The organism is Psychrobacter sp. (assembly GCF_049295055.1).
Classification (GTDB): Bacteria; Pseudomonadota; Gammaproteobacteria; order Pseudomonadales; family Moraxellaceae; genus Psychrobacter.
Genome location: NZ_JBAQQF010000049.1, coordinates 120892 through 140880 on the forward strand (window position 1 = coordinate 120892; position 19989 = coordinate 140880).

Annotated in this window: 17 protein-coding genes and 1 riboswitch; of the genes, 12 read left to right on the forward strand and 5 right to left on the reverse strand. The window is 42.6% G+C overall.

What is annotated here, in order from left to right; genetic code table 11:
• Positions 1-47: 47 nt before the first annotated feature.
• Positions 48-164, reverse strand: a riboswitch (TPP riboswitch).
• A 205-nt stretch (positions 165-369) separates the two neighbouring features.
• A complete protein-coding gene (locus WAZ74_RS07220; protein ID WP_422307312.1) occupies positions 370-660 on the reverse strand; it encodes an oxidative damage protection protein in 291 nt (96 codons plus the stop codon).
• 191 nt (positions 661-851) lie between these two features.
• Positions 852-2225 carry an argininosuccinate lyase gene (argH, locus tag WAZ74_RS07225; RefSeq protein ID WP_422307406.1) on the reverse strand — a complete coding sequence of 458 codons (1374 nt, stop codon included), beginning with the start codon at positions 2223-2225 and terminating at the stop codon, positions 852-854.
• Positions 2226-2476: 251 nt separating this feature from the next.
• Here argH and WAZ74_RS07230 point away from each other — a divergent pair, with 251 nt between their 5' ends.
• From WAZ74_RS07230 to WAZ74_RS07255, 6 genes are all read left to right on the forward strand, one after another.
• Complete coding sequence (locus WAZ74_RS07230) at positions 2477-3502, forward strand: sensor histidine kinase (RefSeq protein WP_422307314.1); 1026 nt, start codon at positions 2477-2479, stop codon at positions 3500-3502.
• 349 nt (positions 3503-3851) lie between these two features.
• Positions 3852-4589, forward strand: coding sequence for a LytR/AlgR family response regulator transcription factor (locus WAZ74_RS07235; protein WP_422307316.1), 738 nt, complete (start codon positions 3852-3854; stop codon positions 4587-4589).
• 207 nt (positions 4590-4796) lie between these two features.
• Positions 4797-5828 (forward strand): hydroxymethylbilane synthase, encoded by a 1032-nt coding sequence (hemC, locus tag WAZ74_RS07240; protein WP_422307408.1) that lies wholly within the window; start codon positions 4797-4799, stop codon positions 5826-5828.
• Positions 5829-5941: 113 nt separating this feature from the next.
• A complete protein-coding gene (locus WAZ74_RS07245; protein WP_422307318.1) occupies positions 5942-6937 on the forward strand; it encodes a uroporphyrinogen-III synthase in 996 nt (331 codons plus the stop codon).
• A 111-nt stretch (positions 6938-7048) separates the two neighbouring features.
• On the forward strand, positions 7049-8041 hold the full coding sequence (locus WAZ74_RS07250) for a hypothetical protein (protein WP_422307320.1): 993 nt from the start codon (positions 7049-7051) through the stop codon (positions 8039-8041).
• An 81-nt stretch (positions 8042-8122) separates the two neighbouring features.
• Positions 8123-8620, forward strand: coding sequence for an acyl-CoA thioesterase (locus WAZ74_RS07255; RefSeq protein ID WP_422307322.1), 498 nt, complete (start codon positions 8123-8125; stop codon positions 8618-8620).
• 107 nt (positions 8621-8727) lie between these two features.
• Here the strand turns inward: WAZ74_RS07255 and ribBA are convergent, their stop codons facing one another.
• Both ribBA and WAZ74_RS07265 read right to left on the reverse strand, forming a co-directional pair.
• A complete protein-coding gene (gene ribBA, locus WAZ74_RS07260) occupies positions 8728-9840 on the reverse strand; it encodes a bifunctional 3,4-dihydroxy-2-butanone-4-phosphate synthase/GTP cyclohydrolase II (RefSeq protein WP_422307324.1) in 1113 nt (370 codons plus the stop codon).
• Positions 9841-10154: 314 nt separating this feature from the next.
• Positions 10155-11444: a replication-associated recombination protein A gene (locus WAZ74_RS07265; RefSeq protein WP_422307326.1), complete on the reverse strand. Its 1290-nt coding sequence runs from the start codon at positions 11442-11444 to the stop codon at positions 10155-10157.
• 209 nt (positions 11445-11653) lie between these two features.
• Here WAZ74_RS07265 and WAZ74_RS07270 point away from each other — a divergent pair, with 209 nt between their 5' ends.
• Both WAZ74_RS07270 and WAZ74_RS07275 read left to right on the forward strand, forming a co-directional pair.
• Positions 11654-12187, forward strand: coding sequence for a type IV secretion protein Rhs (locus WAZ74_RS07270; protein ID WP_422307328.1), 534 nt, complete (start codon positions 11654-11656; stop codon positions 12185-12187).
• A 64-nt stretch (positions 12188-12251) separates the two neighbouring features.
• On the forward strand, positions 12252-13280 hold the full coding sequence (locus tag WAZ74_RS07275; RefSeq protein WP_422307330.1) for a hypothetical protein: 1029 nt from the start codon (positions 12252-12254) through the stop codon (positions 13278-13280).
• A gap of 137 nt (positions 13281-13417) precedes the next feature.
• Here WAZ74_RS07275 and gltA read toward each other — a convergent pair whose 3' ends face one another.
• Positions 13418-14698: a citrate synthase gene (gene gltA, locus WAZ74_RS07280; RefSeq protein WP_422307332.1), complete on the reverse strand. Its 1281-nt coding sequence runs from the start codon at positions 14696-14698 to the stop codon at positions 13418-13420.
• Between the two features lie 1046 nt (positions 14699-15744).
• Here gltA and sdhC point away from each other — a divergent pair.
• The 4 genes from sdhC to WAZ74_RS07300 all read left to right on the forward strand — a co-directional run bounded on the left by sdhC (position 15745) and on the right by WAZ74_RS07300 (position 19668).
• Positions 15745-16131 (forward strand): succinate dehydrogenase, cytochrome b556 subunit, encoded by a 387-nt coding sequence (gene sdhC, locus WAZ74_RS07285; RefSeq protein ID WP_079690599.1) that lies wholly within the window; start codon positions 15745-15747, stop codon positions 16129-16131.
• 20 nt (positions 16132-16151) lie between these two features.
• A complete protein-coding gene (sdhD, locus tag WAZ74_RS07290) occupies positions 16152-16538 on the forward strand; it encodes a succinate dehydrogenase, hydrophobic membrane anchor protein (RefSeq protein ID WP_422307410.1) in 387 nt (128 codons plus the stop codon).
• A 356-nt stretch (positions 16539-16894) separates the two neighbouring features.
• Positions 16895-18745 carry a succinate dehydrogenase flavoprotein subunit gene (gene sdhA, locus WAZ74_RS07295; RefSeq protein ID WP_422307335.1) on the forward strand — a complete coding sequence of 617 codons (1851 nt, stop codon included), beginning with the start codon at positions 16895-16897 and terminating at the stop codon, positions 18743-18745.
• Positions 18746-18957: 212 nt separating this feature from the next.
• On the forward strand, positions 18958-19668 hold the full coding sequence (locus WAZ74_RS07300; RefSeq protein WP_089555730.1) for a succinate dehydrogenase iron-sulfur subunit: 711 nt from the start codon (positions 18958-18960) through the stop codon (positions 19666-19668).
• Positions 19669-19989: the final 321 nt, after the last annotated feature.

A 19989-nucleotide genomic window follows, 5' to 3' on the forward strand; every position in this document is an offset into this window, starting at 1 on the left:
ATCGACGATAATAAAAAGGCATTTCTGCGCGCCCTTTGTACCTGTATAACATAGGCTTAAGACTTCCCTGCGTCGGTACTAACCGCATCAGGTTCGGCGGGTGATATCTCAGCGAATGTATAAAGGCTTTTAAGCCATAATACACCGCACCCCGAGTCTGTCAGTGTTGTAAATCATCTTCATACTAGCAAACTATAAGCATGACGCCTAGTCCTTTGCCTTTTTATTAGTAGCGCTTCAATAACTATATCTTTAATGCATGTATCACTAAGGATTTTATCTTTAATAATTATGATTACCATATCTTATAATTACTATATCTTTAGCATCTATCGTTCTTAATAACCATAATCTTAATCGTTAAGGAGGTTAGCTTTCTGGTGTCCAGCCCTGAGCACGTTCATAGTCTTCATTATCCAAGAACTTATCGCGCTGCTCGGTTAAGAATTTTTTGGCTTGCGGATCAAGCATGCTTAAGTGATTTTCGTTAATCAACATGGTTTGATGTTCAAGCCATTCTTTCCAAGCCTTCTCAGACACGGTTTCTTGTAGCTCCTGACCTTTTTTATTAGGGAAGGGCGGATGTGGCATTTTTGGTAATTGTTGCTGATATTTACGGCAAAATACCGTATTAGCTTGGGGGTTAAAAGTTCCGGTCATGGATAATTCCTTGTTTATTATTAGTGAGGGCTAATTAACATGTACTGTTAATCAGTTCGTCAAAATCTTATGTATTATTAGTTACTTTACCTGATTATGGTAACAAAAACACCCGCAAGCAAAGGCGGGTGTTTTATTTTAAGTTATTTAACCAACTGATAATGTCGGTTATTAAAAAAAGTAATTATAATTTAGGCGAAAACTTCTAAACGCGTACGTCCACGGCTGACGGCTTGTTTCACTTGATTGGGTGCAGTACCACCTAAATGGTCACGCGCAGCAAGTGAACCTTCTAACGTTAAATACTCGAATACATCATCGCCAATGGCATCGCTAAACTGCTGCAATTGCGCGAGTGATAAATCACTCAAATCAACGCCTTCTTTTATACCCAAAGCAACCGCATTACCGACCACTTCATGCGCATCACGAAACGCAACGCCATTGCGTACTAAGTAATCTGCCAAATCAGTCGCGGTCGCATAACCTTTCATCGTAGCGGCGCGCATGTTTTCTTTATTTGGCGTGATATTTGGCAGCATATCGGCAAAGGCCAATAGCGAACCAGTCAAAGTATCAACACAGTCAAATAGTGGCTCCTTGTCTTCTTGGTTGTCTTTGTTGTAGGCAAGCGGCTGACTTTTCATCAGGCTAAGTAGCGTCATAAGCTGACCAAAGACACGCGCCGCTTTACCACGAACCAATTCTGGTACGTCAGGATTTTTCTTTTGCGGCATGATAGATGAGCCAGTACAGAAGCGATCGGGTATCTGCACAAAATTAAACTGCGCTGACATCCATAAAATAATCTCTTCACTCATACGTGACATGTGCATCATCAAGATAGAGGCAGCTGAGGTGAACTCAATCGCAAAATCACGATCTGAGACCGCATCAAGAGAATTTTGGCAAATACCTTCGAAGCCTAGCAATTCAGCGGTAATGGTACGGTCGATTGGGAAGGTTGTACCAGCAAGAGCGGCACTACCAAGCGGCATCTGATTGATACGGCGACGCGCATCGACTAAACGTTCGGTATCACGATAGAGCATCTCAAACCATGCCATGACGTGATGACCAAAGCTGACTGGCTGTGCGGTTTGCAGGTGAGTGAAGCCCGGCATGATGGTATCGGTATGTTGCTCAGCCAAATCAAGCAAGCCACTTTGCAAACGTACCAAAAGTGCAATGATGTTATCAGTCTCTTCACGTAACCAAAGACGAATGTCGGTGGCGACTTGGTCATTGCGACTACGTCCAGTATGCAGCTTTTTACCCACTGCACCGACGATATCGGTCAGGCGCGATTCAACGTTCATATGGACGTCTTCAAGTGCAATCGACCAGTTAAATTCGCCAGCTTCAATCTCAGCCAGCACTTGTTTTAGGCCATCAATAATTACGGCAACGTCATCGGATTCTAAGATGCCACACTCTTTAAGCATGGTCGCGTGAGCAATCGAGCCTTGAATATCGTGACGCGCAAAGCGCTGGTCGAAGCCAACGGATGCGGTAAAGGCGGCGACAAAGCTGTCGGTTGCTTCACTAAAGCGACCGCCCCACATCTGCTGACCTTGGCTGTTTGAAGGACTGCTTGCAGGGCTGTTTTGCGCAGCAGTATTTGTTAGAGAAGCATCTGTGCTAGAATCAGAAACAGATGGATTTTTATTTGAATCAGGATTACTAATATTTGAAGAGTTTGCGTTCATATCGGTACAAGACAAGTCAAGAGAATAAGAACTCAAGTATAGCAAATGATGAGGTTGCCTTACTAGCGGAGCGCTTAGAGTTTTTTATACCCAAGTTCATGGAACTCATGAAACCTTGGCAATGGCTGCTAATAATCTTTTTTTGGTCATTATTTGTGGCAATTATTGACCGCCATACTGTGCTGAATGAAACACAGTTTATTATTAAGCTTATGGCTAGGTTTGTTCAAACCTCGTTTGCGCTTATACCTTCCTTCTATTTAATTGACTACCTACGTCCTGTTTTAAAGCGTTTGCGCGTATCGACTGCCAGCATGTACGTTGTGCTAATTCTAACGACAGGCACAGCATTATCTCTGACGTCAGCCTTACTTATTTTGTTTAATTTTGGCTGGTTTAATCAAAGTGTGCATTTCTTTATTTCAGCAATTGTATTCCACACATTGATTACAGCGGGATTCACCATTGCAGCGTTGTTGTTCTTTTTACGTAGCCATCGTGAGCTAAATGCGCTCAAGCAATCGTTTGAGCAAAAATTGAATTCGCAAAATGATGTACTTAAAGCCCGTCTCGCGCCACATTTCTTTTTTAATACCATCAATACCTTAATGTCACTCATTGAGTCCAATCCATCACGCGCCGCCGATTTGTTACAGCATGTTTCAGCCTTATTTCGTGCCAGCTTTAATGGGGCGCGTGAGATTAGTTTTGAAGAAGAAATTGCCCTTTGTGAGCATTATTTGGCCATCGAGTCCATTCGAGTAGGAGATAAGCTGGTGGTAAGTTGGGATCTGCCTGATGAGGATGTGATGTATGACATGGTAATTACCGCTTTGACTTTACAAAGCGTGATTGAAAAAATGCTGCTTACTGTGGTTGAGATGACTACGGAAACCATTCATATCGATATTAAAGTTATATGGATTCATCATCGTGTTGCGATTACGCTTATTGTTCAGCTACCTAAAAAGACATTAATAGTTAACCATGACCTACGTCAGCATATGGATTTTTATATTCAAGCGCAGCGCTTACGTTCGTACTTTGGGCAAAGTAGCAATATCCAAAGCACGGTGACCACTCAACAAGTTGTTACGATTATTGATTATCCACTACAAGATGTTAGTCTTTAAGCTCTGCTTTTTTGATTGTGCGCTATGTCATTATTAACCGTGGTACATTTATTGCAGTAGCCATCATAATGCGATCATGATTATGGCTTCATATTAACGAACATTCTCCGCTAATCATTAAAGTTGAATGACTAAAGTTAAATGATTAAAGTTTAAAAATATAACCAGACTTTTATATTATGAAAAATATAAGAGCGCAAAGGGTATATTAACGGCTTGCAAGCTCTAGCCATTAGGTCTATAACTTAGCTCAAGTGCTATTTTATGTTAAATAATACGTTATAAATGCTGGTATATTATTGATACGCTTAAAAATATTTTCTAAGTATGCCCTTTAAAAGGAGTTTGCATGCGGATTGTAGTTTGTGATGATGAGCCATTAGCCCGTGAGCGTTTGGTCAGGATTGTCCAAGAGTCAGGTCATGAGGTGGTTGCCCAAGCGAAAACGGGCATAGAAGCCATTGTCGCCGTAAAAACTCAGCAGCCAGACATCATATTGCTAGATATTCGGATGCCCGAGATGGATGGCGTACAGTGCGCTCAAGAGCTTGCAAGCCTTGCACATCCACCAGCAATCATCTTTGTGACCGCTTATGACCAGTATGCCATTGCTGCTTTAAAAGCTAATGCCATCGGTTATTTATTAAAACCTGCCAATAAAGATGAGTTGCTAGAAGCGCTACACAAAGCTACCAACCTGAATGCAGCGCAGTTAAATGAGATTCGTAAGCTTGAGAATCCGACAGTACGTCCGGTACGCGAACACATTGCGGCACGTACCCACCGTGGCGTTGAGCTAATTCAACTCAAAGATATTTATTATTTTACCGCCGACCAGAAATACGTCAAAGTTCGGCATAAAGAGGGTATCGTTCTTATTGACGATACTTTAAAAGAGCTTGAGCAAGAGTTTGACGACAAACTGTTTCGTGTGCATCGAAATGCTATCATCAACATGAAATATCTGGATTTTTTAGAAACTTTAGATGCCGGGCAGTATCAATTACATTTCAAAGGAATTGATGAAACATTAGCCGTTAGCCGTCGCCACCTACCGGCACTACGTGAAAAAATCCAAAACATGTGAGTTTCAAGGCTTTTGGTGGTTGAAATAATCGTCCCATATCATCAAACCCTTATTTATGCTTAAATAGGGGTATTTTTTTGCGTCATTCTTTTTTATAAGCCATTTTTAATACCTATTTTGTGTGACAAATCAGCATTATTGTTGAGCACTGACATTCTAGTATCGAACTTATTGAGGCCTTTTATGAGCACCACGCAGCAACCTGCTTTGACTACCTTGAATATCGCCACTCGCCAAAGCCCATTGGCACTATGGCAAGCTGAGCATATTCGTGATCGGCTACTAGATTTGTATCCTGAGATGACGATTAACTTACTAAAAATTGTCACTAAGGGTGACAAGATTTTGGATACACCACTGGCCAAAATTGGCGGTAAAGGTTTATTCGTCAAAGAGCTTGAGCAAGCCTTATATGAGAGGCAGGCAGATATTGCGGTACATTCTCTAAAAGACGTGCCGATGGAGTTACCGGAAGGATTGACGTTGGGTGTCTATTGCAAACGTGCATCACCAACGGATGCATTTGTTTCTAACACTTATAATAGTATCGATGAATTGCCACAAGGTGCAGTAGTCGGTACAGCAAGTTTGCGTCGTCAGTGCCAAATCAAAGCTTATCGCTCAGACTTGCAAATTAAAACCCTACGTGGCAACGTCGGTACGCGCTTAGGTAAGCTGGATGCTGGCGAGTATGATGCTATTATTTTAGCGACCAGTGGTCTACAACGCATTGAGCTTGATGCGCGTATTCGCAGCGAATTGGATATTGATATTTGCTTGCCAGCTGTTGGGCAAGGCGCATTAGCGATTGAATGCCGCGCCGATGATGATGAAGTATTAAAACTATTGGCACCACTCAATGATGACAAAGCCCGTATCCGTTTAATCGCTGAGCGCGCATTAAATCGACATCTACAAGGCGGTTGCCAAGTACCGATTGCGGCTTATGCAGTATTGCAAATAGCTGGGGCGACAGATAGCAGTAATGATGATAATGGCAAAAACCATAATGGCAGCAACCAAAATGGTAACAATGATGCTGGCGACACATTGTGGCTGCGCGGTCGCGTCGGTCAAGAAGACGGTAGCGAGCTGCTCAAAGTTGAAAAGCGCCGGACGTTAACGGGCAGTCAAGCTGAACAAGAAGCCCAAGCCAACCAGCTGGGTATTGAAGTTGCCGAGATGCTATTGGATACTGGTGCTGGTGCTATTTTATCAGCGATTTATCATCCTGAATAATATCTTAACTGAGTAACATTTAGCTACCACCATTATCACCTCACTCATAGATTTGTCATTGCTCCGAACTCTATGATTATGCTAATTCTATCCGATTTTTTCATGGTATGTTTATGTCTTGGTCATCACCTAAGTCCACTGATTCAAATCAACCAATTGATAAGCCATCATTGATGTCGCAAGTCGTCATCAATACGCGCCCAGTAGAGCGTGCAGCACCATTGACGCGACATCTACAAGCAGCCGGTATGTCGGTCATTGATATGCCGATGTTGACACTGCAACCGCGCCAAACCACTGACGACGATATGAAACTGATGCGCCATTGGCTAGCGGGTGAGTATCAAGCACTTGTCATCGTCAGCCCAACAGCAGCAGCCTCAGGTTTGTCTATTTGGCAGTTGCTTGAACGTGAGAGTCAAGCTGAGCGTGCTATTGATCATCAAATAGGGTACATAGAGGGCGAGGGTATACAAGGAAGCTTTGAGGCTTTGGCAGCGCCAAGCCATCTCATCGCTGTTGGTGAAGCAACTGCCGCGGTGTTAAATGAGATAAAATCATCATCTACTAACTATGAGGTATTGCAACCTACTATTGCCAATAACGAAGGTATGTTGGCGATGCCTGAGATTGAGAGCCTGCAAGCAGGAGATAAGCTGTTGGTATGGCGCGGTCTTGGTGGGCGACGATTATTGGTCGATACGCTACAGGCGCGCGGTGTCCATATTGATAGCATTGCTTGGTACGAGCGCAAGATGCCTATCGATGCGATGGCGCAGTATCAAGAATGGCTAGTACCACTCCTTGCGCAGCAGTCTTTACAGCAGACGATATCAGTACAACCACTAAAACCCATCGTTATTGTAAGTAGTGGTACTGCTTTTGAGCATTGGGAAAGTATCGTTAGAGCAGTAGCGGATCAGGGATTAGAATCAATATCGAATCAAGATATGACAGTTATTGCGCCGCTTGAACTATCAGATTTCGCCTATGTGGTATTGGGTGAACGCTTGGCTAATATGGTGGCTGAGCAGCAGTTAAGTTATTGGCGTGTGGAAGATTTGGCACCGGAAACTATCCTCGCTGCTATTAATTCTACAAGCTTATAACACCTACAAGAGCATGATTTTTCTCAATATCGAAGCTCAAGAGTGCTTAACCTATTTTATCTGCTTGCCTTATGTTCGCTTAACATTATCAATCATGAACGGTGCTGCCTTATGTCAATGAACTCTGAAACGTTATCGAAGGATCCTTCTGCTCAGCAGCAGCGCCGGCAAGCAAATATGTTTTTGGTGCGATTGCAGTGGGTGGTTATTTTGCTACTGATTGCCGCATTGTTATGGCTATATATCAGTCAGCAGCGTTTTCAGCACAATGTCAATGAGCATTTGCAAGGCAATGAGCAAGTCGTCAGCCGCCTAAACGAGATGGACGATCGCTTATTTGCGATGAGCCAACAGACGTTGCCAGCGCCTAGTACCGCGGCTACCAATAGCCAAGCTCAAAACCAGCTAGATTTATTGCGTATTCAAATACAAGCTGCTGATAGATTGTTGGCAGATAATAATGATAGTGCCGCGATTGAGTTGTTGCGAGGTCTGCATTGGCAGCTGTCGCAAAGCAGTAATGAGATTGCCCCAGCGCTAACTGTGCTTATTAAGCAAAGCTTGATGAAAGATATAGAAAGCTTGCAGGCAAGAAGCTCGCAGCCAAGTCCTTGGCAGCTACAAAATCTCGCTATTCAAAATATTCAAGACTTTTTACACAGCCATGAACGTGCTACTAATACTGATGCCAATCTTAATGCTACTACACAGCAAAAAAGTGCAGCAACAATCAACCTTCCTGCTAGTAAATCTACCGTCAATATGAATTTAACACGCAGACAACTTACCATTCATGAAGTCATCATGACCTTGAATCTAGCCAGTCAAGCCAGCAATATGCGTGAACGTGAGCAGCTGGTTGTTTATCTGAGTCAAGCACGAAAGCAGTTGCAAACGCTAGTGGCTAAAGATTCAGCATCAAAAGCATCAGGACTAAAAGCAGCTACCAATATAAAAGAGACGCCTAGCACGAATGACTTACAAACCAAATCATCGCCTACAGACATCCCAGAAGTCATAGAATGGTTGGATCAGCTGATTGTCAATGCACCAAAAACAACGCCCTTGCTAACCTCTCAGATTTTGAATAAAGCCCAACGTTAATGCTTTAATGAGCGGAAATGCTTTGATGATTTAATATGTTGCTTAAAAATTTATTAATATAAAAATAAGAGATATACCGTTATGGATAGCTTTCATCAAACCGCAAATTTAACACCTAACATCTCAGCTAACCATGACCAGGTCCCTGACGAGCTGTCCAATTATCCGATTATTCACCATCAGCCCATTCAATGGGGTGAGATGGATGCCTTTAATCATTTAAACAATGTGATTTATTATCGCTATGCTGAGTCTGCACGTATTGTCTATTTGCAGGCTTTAGGTATGTTCGATGGCAGTATGGTGACCATGCTGGCACAGTCGAGCTGCCAATATCTACGACCAGTGACTTATCCTGATACCTTATTAGTAGGGGTACGTTGTCAACGTTTAGGAACAACTAGTATCATCATAGAGTACAGCTATTATAGCTCTGCGCAGCAAGCAGTCGTTGCTACTGCTGAGGCGGTCATTGTACGTTTAGATAGTAAAGGCAAAGATAAGCTACCGTGGACAGAGGATGAGCGTGAACGGTTGCTGACATTAGAGTTAGCCTTTGGTCATACACCTGAACTATAAATACTCATTCTAAAATAAAAGGGCGCGCTAACATCAGTTAGTGCGCCCTTTTTTATTCAGCAGTTTGACCGTAGTATTGGTCGCTTAATTTGATTTATTCAACCTTATCAATCTTGCTTTGGTGCATGGACAAAGTCTACGACATTCAAATCAAAACCTGATAAGGCGTAAAACTTCATCGGTGAGGACAATAGGCGCATATCACGCACCCCTAAATGGCGTAAAATCTGTGCGCCAACGCCGATACTGCGATAGGGTTGTTGAGTAATAGTAGATAGCGCTTCATTGGCGGAAGCTTTATCCAGTGCCTCTCCCAAGTCAGTCGGTTGATGGTTACCAATCCAAACCAGTACACCGCGTTCTGAGGCATTGATTTCTTTTAGAGCGGATTGCACACTCCAACCGCTACGCCCGGTCGTATCATTTTTGGCAGCAAATAAGTCACGTAGTGGATGAAATCCATGGACGCGTACGGTGCTAACGCCTTGGCTTACATCACCTTTGACTAAGGCTAAATGGGTCTCATCAGCGCCAAATTCACGGAAACGATGCAAAGTAAACGTACCATATTCGGTCTCAAACGGATGTGACTCAATCTCTTCTACCGTTTGCTCATTGGCAATACGGTAATTGATTAAGTCAGCAATCGTACCGATTTTAAGGTCATGTTCTTTTGCAAATATCTCAAGGTCATCGCGGCGCGCCATCGTACCATCAGCATTAATGATTTCAACAATAACCGCTGCTGGCTCTAAACCTGCCAATCGCGCTAAGTCACAACCCGCTTCAGTATGCCCTGCACGGTGAAGTACGCCGCCATTTTGTGCCATGATAGGGAAAATATGCCCAGGCTGTACGATATCAGCAGGTTTTGCGGCTGATGCAACCGCTGCTTGGATGGTACGAGCGCGATCAGCAGCAGAAATACCAGTCGTTACCCCTTCAGCTGCTTCAATAGAAACCGTAAAATTGGTGCTAAACTTTGCCTCATTGCGGTCTGACATTAGCGGCAGTGCCAATTGCTGGCAACGTGCTTGTGATAAGGTTAGACAAACTAAACCACGTGCATGGGTAATCATAAAGTTGATGTCATCAGGACGAACATGGGTTGCTGCCATGATGATATCGCCCTCGTTTTCGCGATCTTCATCATCCATTAAGATAACCATTTTGCCAGCACGAATGTCTTCGATAATCTCAGGAATCGTATTTAAACTCATAGGATGTCTCAATATTTTATTATTTATAGATAGATGGGGTGTGGGATATAAAGCGCTATTGACCTATTGTAACAGTAGATTGCTCCAAACGCTGCTTTGGTGAAGCAAAGAGGGCTGTGTACAAGTGATCTAATATAAATCAAGGCATTAGTCGCTTACCTATATCATTATGAGGTCATTTTAACGCTTTTCACCCCAGTGTGCCGTTTCATAATCTTACTATTGCGATTAGTACGTCAAAAATAGCGATAAGTATTATTAATCATCGCTGATATTTAGGCCTTAAGCGATCCAGTCAGTAATATTATGAGTCGTTAGTCATTACTGGCTGCTTGGTCTTTGAGCCATGATATAAATTTCTCACTGTGTTGCTCACGCTGATTATCGGCAAATTCATAAAAGCGCGTGCCTACTAGATTGTCAGGCAAATAAGTTTGCACATAATAATGGTTAGGATAATTATGTGGATACTCATAGTCTTTACCGTAGCCCTGTTCGCGCATCAGTTTAGTGACACCGTTACGCAGATGTAGAGGCACGGGAGAGGCATCTTTTTCTGCTAGCGCCATGGCCGCATTAATGGCCTTATAAGTGCTATTACTTTTGGCGCTGGTCGCCAGATAAACCACCACTTGTCCTAATATAATGCGCGCTTCTGGCATGCCAATCGACTGGACACTACGTAGGGCGGCATCAGCGAGGAGTAAGGCATTAGGGTTGGCGTTGCCAATATCTTCACTGGCCAAAATCACCAAGCGCCGCGCAATAAAATCAGCAGGCTCACCGCCAACCAACATCCGCGCCATCCAATATAATGCGGCATCAGGGTCGGAGCCTCGTACTGACTTTATCATGGCCGATATAATATCGTAATGCTGTTCACCATCTTTATCATAACGTACTAGCGCGGTCTGGGCGACGCGTGCTATTAGCTCGTCATTAATCACAATAGGTGACTGTTTTGAATCTGCAGTCTGTACAGCGAGCTCTAGTAAATTCAGTGCTTTACGGGCGTCACCATGGGCCAACTGACTAATTGCATGTTGCGCCTGTAAATCAATAGCCAGTTTTTTAAATACGCTATCTTCTGAGAGTGCGCGCTGTAATACTGCAGCGATTTGCTCGCTACTAAGTGGTGCTAAACGATAGACTTGGCAACGTGAAAGTAGAGCATTATTGACACTAAATGACGGATTCTCGGTGGTCGCGCCAATTAAGGTAATATCACCTGATTCTACAGAGCCGAGTAATGCATCTTGCTGTGCCTTATTGAAGCGATGAATCTCATCAATAAAAACCACCGGCGACTCAAAGCTCAATGAATCTTTGCTATCTAACACTTCACGCAGTTGTTTGACCCCAGTATTGATAGCTGATAGTGCATGAAAGGGTCGACGAACGGCATCTGCTAATAGCATCGCAATCGTAGTTTTGCCAATACCAGCTTCACCGTGCAAAATAATAGAGGGCAAATGGCCTTGCTCAACCAAGCGTCGTAATGGTGCGCCTTCAGCTAGCAAATGCTCTTGCCCAATAATAGCATCGAGCGTAGCAGGGCGCATCCGTTGTGCAAGAGGAGTGTCGGCATGAAAGGTAGGGAACATAGGAATAAAACCCTCTATTTTTAAAAACAGAAACCAAAGTGAAACATAAGCCAATTTTTATATTTATTGCATAAGCTAGGCTAACGCAGTTTTACGTTAAGAAAGGTCATGTAAGTGTACAGCTTATGTCTTAGGGACTTTAATTTTGACCTTTTTACCCTTATTAATAGCTTAATAAAATAGATTTAGCTCAAGGTAAAGACGCCATTATGCCTCACCAAAGATTCAAGCAGTTTTTTAAGCAAAAAATTCGTTCAAATGGTTCGAATAAAAAGTCACGGTCTTTGAGTGCTGGAGAGATTGCGATTGCACGCTCAGTTTTTGGTGACAGTATTAGACTTGATGAGGTTCAGCTCAAAACTGCTTGGTGGGTACTCAAAAATTATGCAGTCAGTCCCAATGGTAATATATATTTTAATCCAAATGATTGGATAACAGACTTTAGTAATGTTTCTATTAATAAGCAGAGTTGGTTGATTCATGAGCTGACGCACGTTTGGCAATTGCAATATGGACTGAAAGTTGTGCGCGGTGCACTTATTAACCGACGCTATAATTATGTCCTAAAGTCAGGAAAGTCATTTTTTAAGTACGGTATTGAGCAACAAGCCCGTATGGTACAAGATTACTTTATCCGTCGTCAGCGTGGGCAAGACTGTCAAGATTTAGAAGCCTGTATACCGTTTCTAGCAGCGCAGTCTGTTAATAACACTCAGCATAGTGACCGCTCATTCAACTTTTAATTTTTATGTATACTCTTTATATTGCTATTTAATATTTTGCTTTTAATAAAGGATAGGTACTCGGATGTTTAAATTTTTGCTAGCAAAACCTAATATTGCTGCTCCTCATAATCCTGCAGATAAAGGCATCATGAGCCCACGTCAAGCTCCGACGTTACTTGCTGCAACACTGACAGGCATGTTGTTCTTGAGCGGTTGTCAGCAGCAAGCAGCAGAGACTGCGCCTGATAATACTCACAATAGTGAGCAAACCAGTGAGCAAACGAGCGCTGAAGACAGCAAACCTATGCCACAAAGTGACTCAGCTGCCGCGCGCATAGAACAGTTTAAGCCTTTATACGTTACTCAATTTCAAGGACTACAGGAGCGCTTGCAAGCAGAATATGAGTCACTACAAGCTGCTGATAGCTCCGATAGTGCAAACTCTTTATTGGTTGATAGCGCAACTGATACTTCTGCTAATGATTCTAACGCTGGCAATAACCAAGTCAGTGACAGTCAATCATTGGCTACCGCAGGCAAAACTGATGCGACAAGTTCTGAGCAGACACCAGTACCAGCGACTACTGAATCAGCAACTACTGAATCAGCGAATAATGCAGCGGCAGACAGTGATATGAGTAGCGACTCTACGTCGGACGCTGAATTGAATACCAGCACTGAAATCGGTGAGCGCGACTTAACGGTGTTAAAACGTATTAGCCTAGAGCCGCGTAAGCCTGTGATATTGACTGAAAAGCAGATTGTAAAACGCTATGAGCAGGCAATGGAAGCGCTTTATCAGCCTGTTACTACGCCGCTTAATGCTGAAGATACTGATACCTTAATTAATATGGCAACCTTGGTACCTCACCTCTTTGAACATGCAGAAATCGCTGGCAGAGTCAGTGCAAAAAGCCCAGCACTGGCGCGATTGATTATCCAGCATCAAGTCTGGGAACAAATCGAAGCCCAGCAAGTGCTTGATATGCAGCAGATGAAATTAAATCAACAAAAAGAGTTTGAAATGCTGATGGCGAAGTTTAACGAAACCATTAAAGGCTATGACGAACAGATTGCCAAATATGAGCAGACGTTAAAGGAGTTCAAGTAAGAAAAAATAACGTCAAACATTGAACTGATACTGTTAAATGCACATAAAAAAATCCCGCACATGGCGAGATTTTTTGTTCTAAAGGTTTTTATTCTAAAAGCCTTTTTTAAGGACTATAGTTAACTTATAACTATTTATTACTTACGGTCTTCAACCTTAATAAAATCGCGTTTCGTCTCACCAGTATATAACTGACGTGGACGACCGATTTTGAAAGGTACGCTATGCATCTCTAACCAATGGCTGATCCAACCAGAAGTACGAGCTAGGGAGAAAATAACGGTAAACATTGACGTTGGGATACCAATGGCTTTTAAGATAATGCCAGAATAAAAATCAACGTTTGGATACAAGTTACGCTCGATGAAGAACGGGTCTTCAAGTGCGATTTTCTCAAGTTCCATAGCAAGCTCAAGCTTAGGATCATTAATACCTAGTGCTTGTAGCACTTCATCACAGGTTTCTTTTAAGACTTGCGCACGTGGATCGAAGTTTTTATAGACGCGGTGACCAAAGCCCATTAGCTTCACTTCACGGCTTTTCACTTTTTCCATAAATGCAGGAACGTTTTCAACTGAACCGATTTCATCTAGCATTTCAAGCACAGCTTCGTTGGCGCCACCATGTGATGGACCCCAAAGGGCGGCGATACCAGCCGCGATACAAGCGTAAGGGTTTGCGCCAGTAGAGCCAGCTAAACGTACGGTAGAGGTAGAAGCGTTTTGCTCATGATCTGCATGCAAAGTGAAAATCTTATCCATCGCCTTAGCAATAATAGGATTCACTTTATAGTCAACATCAGCAGGGGTTGCAAACATCATGTAGACAAAGTTTTCAGCATAGCTCAAATCATTGCGTGGGTACATGAACGGTTCGCCCTTTGAGTATTTATAACTCATCGCAGCAAGCGTCGGCATTTTAGCAATTAGGCGAACCGCAGTGATTTCACGATGATGACCATCAACGGCATCGGCGCTTTCAGGGTAGAATGCTGATAAGGCACCAACGACACCAACCATAATCGCCATTGGATGCGCGTCACGGCGGAAGCCTTCAAAGAACTTACGCAGTTGGTCGTGAACCGCTGAATGCTTGCGAATTTTTTCAAAGAAATCGGCTTTTTGCTCAGCATTAGGCAAGTCACCATGAATCAGCGCATAGGCCGCTTCTAAATACTCGGCATTGTCTGCTAGTTGGTCAATAGGATAACCGCGATATAACAGCTCACCTTTACCGCCATCAATATAAGTAATCTTTGATTCAACTGGAGCAGTTACTTTGAAGCCAGGATCGTAAGACCAGTAACCTGCATTTTGGAATGCATCGATATCAATAACTGGGCGTCCTAAAGTAGCTTTTGTAATAGGAAGTTCGTATTCCTTACCATCTACTGTTAGTTTGGCATTAGTGTCAGCCATAAATTGCTCTCCATTGTTTTTGGATTGTTAGAATAAAATTATACCGACGCATACCTTCGCGTCATCAATAGTCAAACGGTCAAAATGAATTTAACCCATTCAGTATGTAAGCTATATTAGCAGTTATTACTTAGGTTTTGAAAAGACTTTTACCTGCAAGGTCTGTGATTGTCGCGGTTTCAGAGTACTTATGTACTGTAAACTTTGTATCAAAATATGTCTAGTCAGTAATTCAGCTGTAAACCGTCTCATTCATCAGAATGTAATGGTTCTCATTAGCATTATAATAATAAGGGGTTTTTAGCAAGGTAATAAGCCCTGATATTTAATCCCACATACTATAAAACAGACAGAGTATGAGTGACCGACCAATTCGTTTGGGTCTATGCCTTATTGAGACTGAGTAATACTAATGAATTCATATTGCAAATAGCCAGTTTTTTGTTAATTAATTTCTAATAACCACTATTTAGGGGATAAATTTGTAATTAGGGCTCAGGCCTTTTATAATTGGAGGGATTTAACTGGCACTAGCTTTGCGCAAATTGATCATTCATGTTAATAAATAACGGGTAAAGCCTTGCTTTGCTCATACTTTGTTACGATTGGACAGTCCGTTTATAGGCCAAAACATAGCTTATCGCTTGAATGTTTTTGTTAACTGTTCTATTTTTAAATAGCCGGCAGTGAAGTTTACCTTAACAAAAGATGATAATATAGAGATGACACTATAGCGTTATCTTGGCGTTATCTTTTTTTGTTAATGAAAACCCGTAAAAATAGAACAGTTAATCGATTTATTCCATGCTTCGTTCTTACTGTTTAAAAGTAAGTAAAAAGGTTGTTATTGAAAGGGTGTATCCGTTTAATGAGCTATGTTAAACCGTCTATAAAAACCGTATAACCCATGTCCGCCTTTTAAATTTAGCGCAAATTAAACGAAGTCAGCTAGCCCTTCCTTACTTTATTCGTCTTGTGTGGTGCTCAGTGTATTTGGCAGACGATTGCTAAATCATAAGTAACTACCAGGCATAACCGCAAAAAGGATGCCCGCTGTGAAAAGCAACCGACCTATTGACCTCCCATTAAGCCAAGTGATTAGCGTGAACCGCTCACCGATTGCAATAGCTTCAATTTTGCATCGTATATCTGGCATTGTTTTATTTCTACTTATCCCTGTCATGCTGTGGTTATTGCAGAATTCTTTGGCGTCGCCTGAGAGTTTTGAAACCGTATTTGACAATGTTCTCGTTCGCTTTTTGGCGTGGATTTTTGTCGCCGCCATTGCTTATCATTTTGTGATGGGTATCAAGCATTTATTTGCTGATATGGGCATGAACGAAGAGCTAAAATCTGGCCGTGCCGCTTCTATGATTAGCTTTGTAATTGCAGCAATCTTAATTGTCGCGTCATTTGTATGGGTGATGTTCTAATGATAAAAAACGATTCAGGAATCAAAAGTGCAACGGGTCTGACAGGCTCAGGCACACGCGATTGGATTATCCAGCGTATCAGTGCTGTCATTTTAGCCGTATACAGCGTGGTACTACTGGGCTTCTTTTTAACTCATGGTGAGGTGAACTTCATTGAATGGTCACAATTCATGACCAGTCTACCGATGCGCCTGTTCAGCTTGTTGGCTGTTTTAGCGCTAGCAGGTCATGCTTGGATTGGTATGTGGACGGTTTTCACTGATTATATTACGACTGGTAAATTGGGCTCAAGTGCAGCAGGTCTGCGTTTGGTACTACAGTCATTAATGATTATCGCTATTTTAGTTTTTCTATTTTGGGGCATCATGATTTTTTGGGGTAATGGCTTCGGTGTTGTTGCCGTTTAATTTTCAGATTTCTATACCTCATAAGTTCTGAATGTTATAAATAATGGCGAACTGTTTGGTCAGTTTTATTGGCTGATAAAGTATTTAAAGACAGTTCGTTAGTAGCCATATAAGAGTCGTAATATTATATTGTGTGAGCTCTATGCAGATACTTAATGAGTAGATGACTAAGCCATACTTTATATAATGATGATTATGCAAATTTTAGTAAGTGGTTGAAGGTTGTTTATAGCGTCATTTTTAATTAAAGCGTGCGATAAATGAGCATAAAAATACTCAGCAGTGCGACGATGATGTTTTATTAAACAGCCCTTGTATTTACTTCGTAAGCATTAACAGGCATTAGGAAAACCGTAATGGCAACTAGACAAGATAATACCATTAGCAATATTAAAACCCTGAACTACGACGCGGTCATCGTTGGTGGCGGCGGCTCAGGTATGCGTGCTTCATTGCATTTAGCCGAAGCGGGCATGAAGGTTGCAGTCCTTACCAAGGTATTCCCAACCCGTTCGCACACTGTTGCAGCGCAAGGTGGTATTGGCGCAAGTTTGGGTAATATGAGCAATGACAACTGGCACTTTCACTTTTATGATACCGTTAAAGGGTCAGATTGGTTGGGTGATCAAGACGCGATTGAATATATGTGCCGTGAAGCACCAAAAGTCGTTTATGAGCTTGAGCACATGGGCATGCCGTTTGACCGTAATGAAGACGGCACGATTTATCAGCGTCCATTTGGCGGTCATACGTCAAACTATGGCGAAAAAGCCGTTCAACGAGCTTGTGCTGCTGCTGACCGTACTGGTCACGCACTATTACATACGCTGTATCAGAAAAATCTGCAGCAAGGTACTGAGTTCTTTATTGAGTGGATTGCGCTTGATTTGATCAAAGACGATGCCGGTAATATTAACGGTGTTATCGCGATTGAACAAGAAACCGGTACGGTCGCTGTGTTCCAATCACCGATTACGGTATTGGCAACAGGTGGTGCCGGTCGTATCTTTGCCGCCTCTACTAACGCTTATATTAATACTGGTGACGGTATTGGCATGGCCGTTCGCGCAGGTATTCCATTACAAGATATGGAGTTCTGGCAGTTCCACCCAACCGGCGTTCATGGTGCAGGTGTACTATTGACCGAAGGTTGCCGCGGTGAAGGCGCAATCTTACGTAATAAAGATGGCGAAGCGTTTATGGAGCGTTACGCGCCAACCGTTAAAGACTTAGCACCACGTGACTTAGTTTCTCGCTCTATGGATCAAGAAATCAAAGAAGGCCGTGGTTGTGGTCCAAATGCTGACCATATCGTGATGGACATGACGCATTTGGGCGTTGAAACCATCATGAAGCGTTTGCCATCAGTATTTGAGATTGGTAAAAACTTTGCCAATGTCGATATTACCAAAGAGCCTATCCCTGTTATCCCGACCATTCACTATATGATGGGCGGTATTCCAACGACGATTCATGGTCAAGTGATTGTACCGGATTTAGAAGCAGGCGCTGATGAAGACGGTCTATATCAAAAAGGCAACGTGGTTAAAGGTCTTTATGCTATCGGTGAATGTGCGTGCGTTAGTGTCCACGGTGCCAACCGCTTAGGTACCAACTCGCTATTGGATCTATTAGTATTCGGTCGTGCGGCAGGTAAGCATATCGTTGATGAGTTCCATCATGCTGACCATAACTATAAGCCATTGAATCCTCGTGTACTTGATTACACTGTGGGTCGTTTAGACAAATTGCAACAGTCGACTGAAGGCTATAATGCGCAAGAAGTAGCGGATGAGATTCGTGCAACCATGCAAACGCATGCAAGCGTATTCCGTACGCAAGCAATGATGGACGAAGGCGTTGCAAAAATCTTAGCGCTAGGTGAAAAAATCGATCAAATCCATTTGGCTGATAAATCACAAGTCTTTAACACGGCTCGTATCGAAGCTTTTGAAGTTGGCAATCTTTATGAGGTGGCAAAAGCCACGATGATATCGGCTGCTCAACGCCATGAAAGTCGCGGCGCGCACAGTGTTTCTGATTATGATCGTCCTGAAGATGATGACTATGCACCAAACGGCCGTAACGATAACGATTGGATGAAGCATACCTTATGGTATTCTGAAGGTAATAAAGTTATCTATAAACCCGTTCGCAAAATCCCACTGACGGTCGATTATATCGAGCCAAAAGTGCGCGTCTATTAATTCTAGACTGCGTGTGAATGATTTATATCTGATATATAAAAGCAGCACCAACGTTTTATCCCTTATTAATTTATTAAAAAGGTGACCGCCAGCTACGAGCTGATATCAGCGCTATGATTCAGAAGTATTAGCGCTGATATATTGCAATCCTTATATTATAAGTATTGTAAGCCCTGTAAGCCCGCCATCACCGACGTGTGGAGTTTAGCATTATGAGCCGAGGTACTCGCACCATCGAAATCTATCGCTACGATCCTGATCTGGACGCAGCGCCACGCATGCAAACCTATACGATTGAGCTACTAGACTCAGATCGTATGTTGCTTGACGTGTTATTACGCCTGAAAAAGGAAGATGAAACCCTCACCTTCCGTCGCTCGTGCCGTGAAGGCATCTGTGGCTCTGACGGCATGAATATTAATGGTAAAAATGGTCTGGCATGTCTAATCAACATGAACACTTTGCCTGAAAAAGTAACGGTTCGTCCGTTACCGGGTTTGCCAGTGGTTCGTGATTTGGTTGTCGATATGAACCAATTCTATGAGCAATATGAAAAGATACATCCGTTCTTGATTAATGACCAACCAGCGCCAGCAACAGAGCGCTTGCAGTCACCTGAGCAGCGTGACAAGCTCAATGGTTTATATGAATGTATTTTATGTGCTTGCTGTTCAACCAGTTGCCCATCATTCTGGTGGAATCCTGATAAGTTCTTAGGCCCAGCTGCGCTATTGAATGCCAATCGTTTCGTTTCGGATAGTCGTGATACGGACACGCGTGCTCGTTTGGCGCGTTTAGACGATCCATTCAGCTTATTCCGTTGCCGCGGTATTATGAACTGTGTATCAGTATGTCCAAAAGGCTTGAATCCAACCAAAGCCATTGGTCATCTGCGCAATTTGTTAATCGATCAGGCAGGTTAAGTTACCTTTTTTGGTCAATTAGCATTATAATGGCACAATAAAAAACACCACCTTGTCTTAGGTGGTGTTTTTTTGTTCATTAAGACAAACATAACGGTAGCCTATAGCAGCACCGCCTGATTAGCTTTTTTAGAGAAAAATTTGAATTTGCAGCAGAATAATCATGGCACGTAAGGCGATACTAACAATACGTTGCTCATATGTAAGACAACCTGTTATCTGATGCGTCTGCCTATATAATTATAAATAGTAATGACTAACCATAAAAAATGCTTTGCTATTACAAGATTATAGGGGTGAATGACGATGATAGAAGGTATA

Excerpts from the sequence above, each read along its gene's own strand:
- ribBA (WP_422307324.1), bottom strand. The coding sequence starts at position 9,840 with ATGAGTTTAAATACGATTCCTGAGATTATCGAAGACATTCGTGCTGGC.
- WAZ74_RS07220 (WP_422307312.1), bottom strand. The coding sequence starts at position 660 with ATGACCGGAACTTTTAACCCCCAAGCTAATACGGTATTTTGCCGTAAA.
- WAZ74_RS07235 (WP_422307316.1), top strand. The coding sequence starts at position 3,852 with ATGCGGATTGTAGTTTGTGATGATGAGCCATTAGCCCGTGAGCGTTTG.
- sdhA (WP_422307335.1), top strand. The coding sequence starts at position 16,895 with ATGGCAACTAGACAAGATAATACCATTAGCAATATTAAAACCCTGAAC.
- sdhC (WP_079690599.1), top strand. The coding sequence starts at position 15,745 with ATGCCCGCTGTGAAAAGCAACCGACCTATTGACCTCCCATTAAGCCAA.
- WAZ74_RS07230 (WP_422307314.1), top strand. The coding sequence starts at position 2,477 with ATGAAACCTTGGCAATGGCTGCTAATAATCTTTTTTTGGTCATTATTT.
- gltA (WP_422307332.1), bottom strand. The coding sequence starts at position 14,698 with ATGGCTGACACTAATGCCAAACTAACAGTAGATGGTAAGGAATACGAA.
- WAZ74_RS07270 (WP_422307328.1), top strand. The coding sequence starts at position 11,654 with ATGCCTCACCAAAGATTCAAGCAGTTTTTTAAGCAAAAAATTCGTTCA.
- WAZ74_RS07265 (WP_422307326.1), bottom strand. The coding sequence starts at position 11,444 with ATGTTCCCTACCTTTCATGCCGACACTCCTCTTGCACAACGGATGCGC.
- WAZ74_RS07250 (WP_422307320.1), top strand. The coding sequence starts at position 7,049 with ATGTCAATGAACTCTGAAACGTTATCGAAGGATCCTTCTGCTCAGCAG.
- WAZ74_RS07245 (WP_422307318.1), top strand. The coding sequence starts at position 5,942 with ATGTCTTGGTCATCACCTAAGTCCACTGATTCAAATCAACCAATTGAT.
- WAZ74_RS07275 (WP_422307330.1), top strand. The coding sequence starts at position 12,252 with ATGTTTAAATTTTTGCTAGCAAAACCTAATATTGCTGCTCCTCATAAT.
- WAZ74_RS07300 (WP_089555730.1), top strand. The coding sequence starts at position 18,958 with ATGAGCCGAGGTACTCGCACCATCGAAATCTATCGCTACGATCCTGAT.
- argH (WP_422307406.1), bottom strand. The coding sequence starts at position 2,225 with ATGTGGGGCGGTCGCTTTAGTGAAGCAACCGACAGCTTTGTCGCCGCC.
- WAZ74_RS07255 (WP_422307322.1), top strand. The coding sequence starts at position 8,123 with ATGGATAGCTTTCATCAAACCGCAAATTTAACACCTAACATCTCAGCT.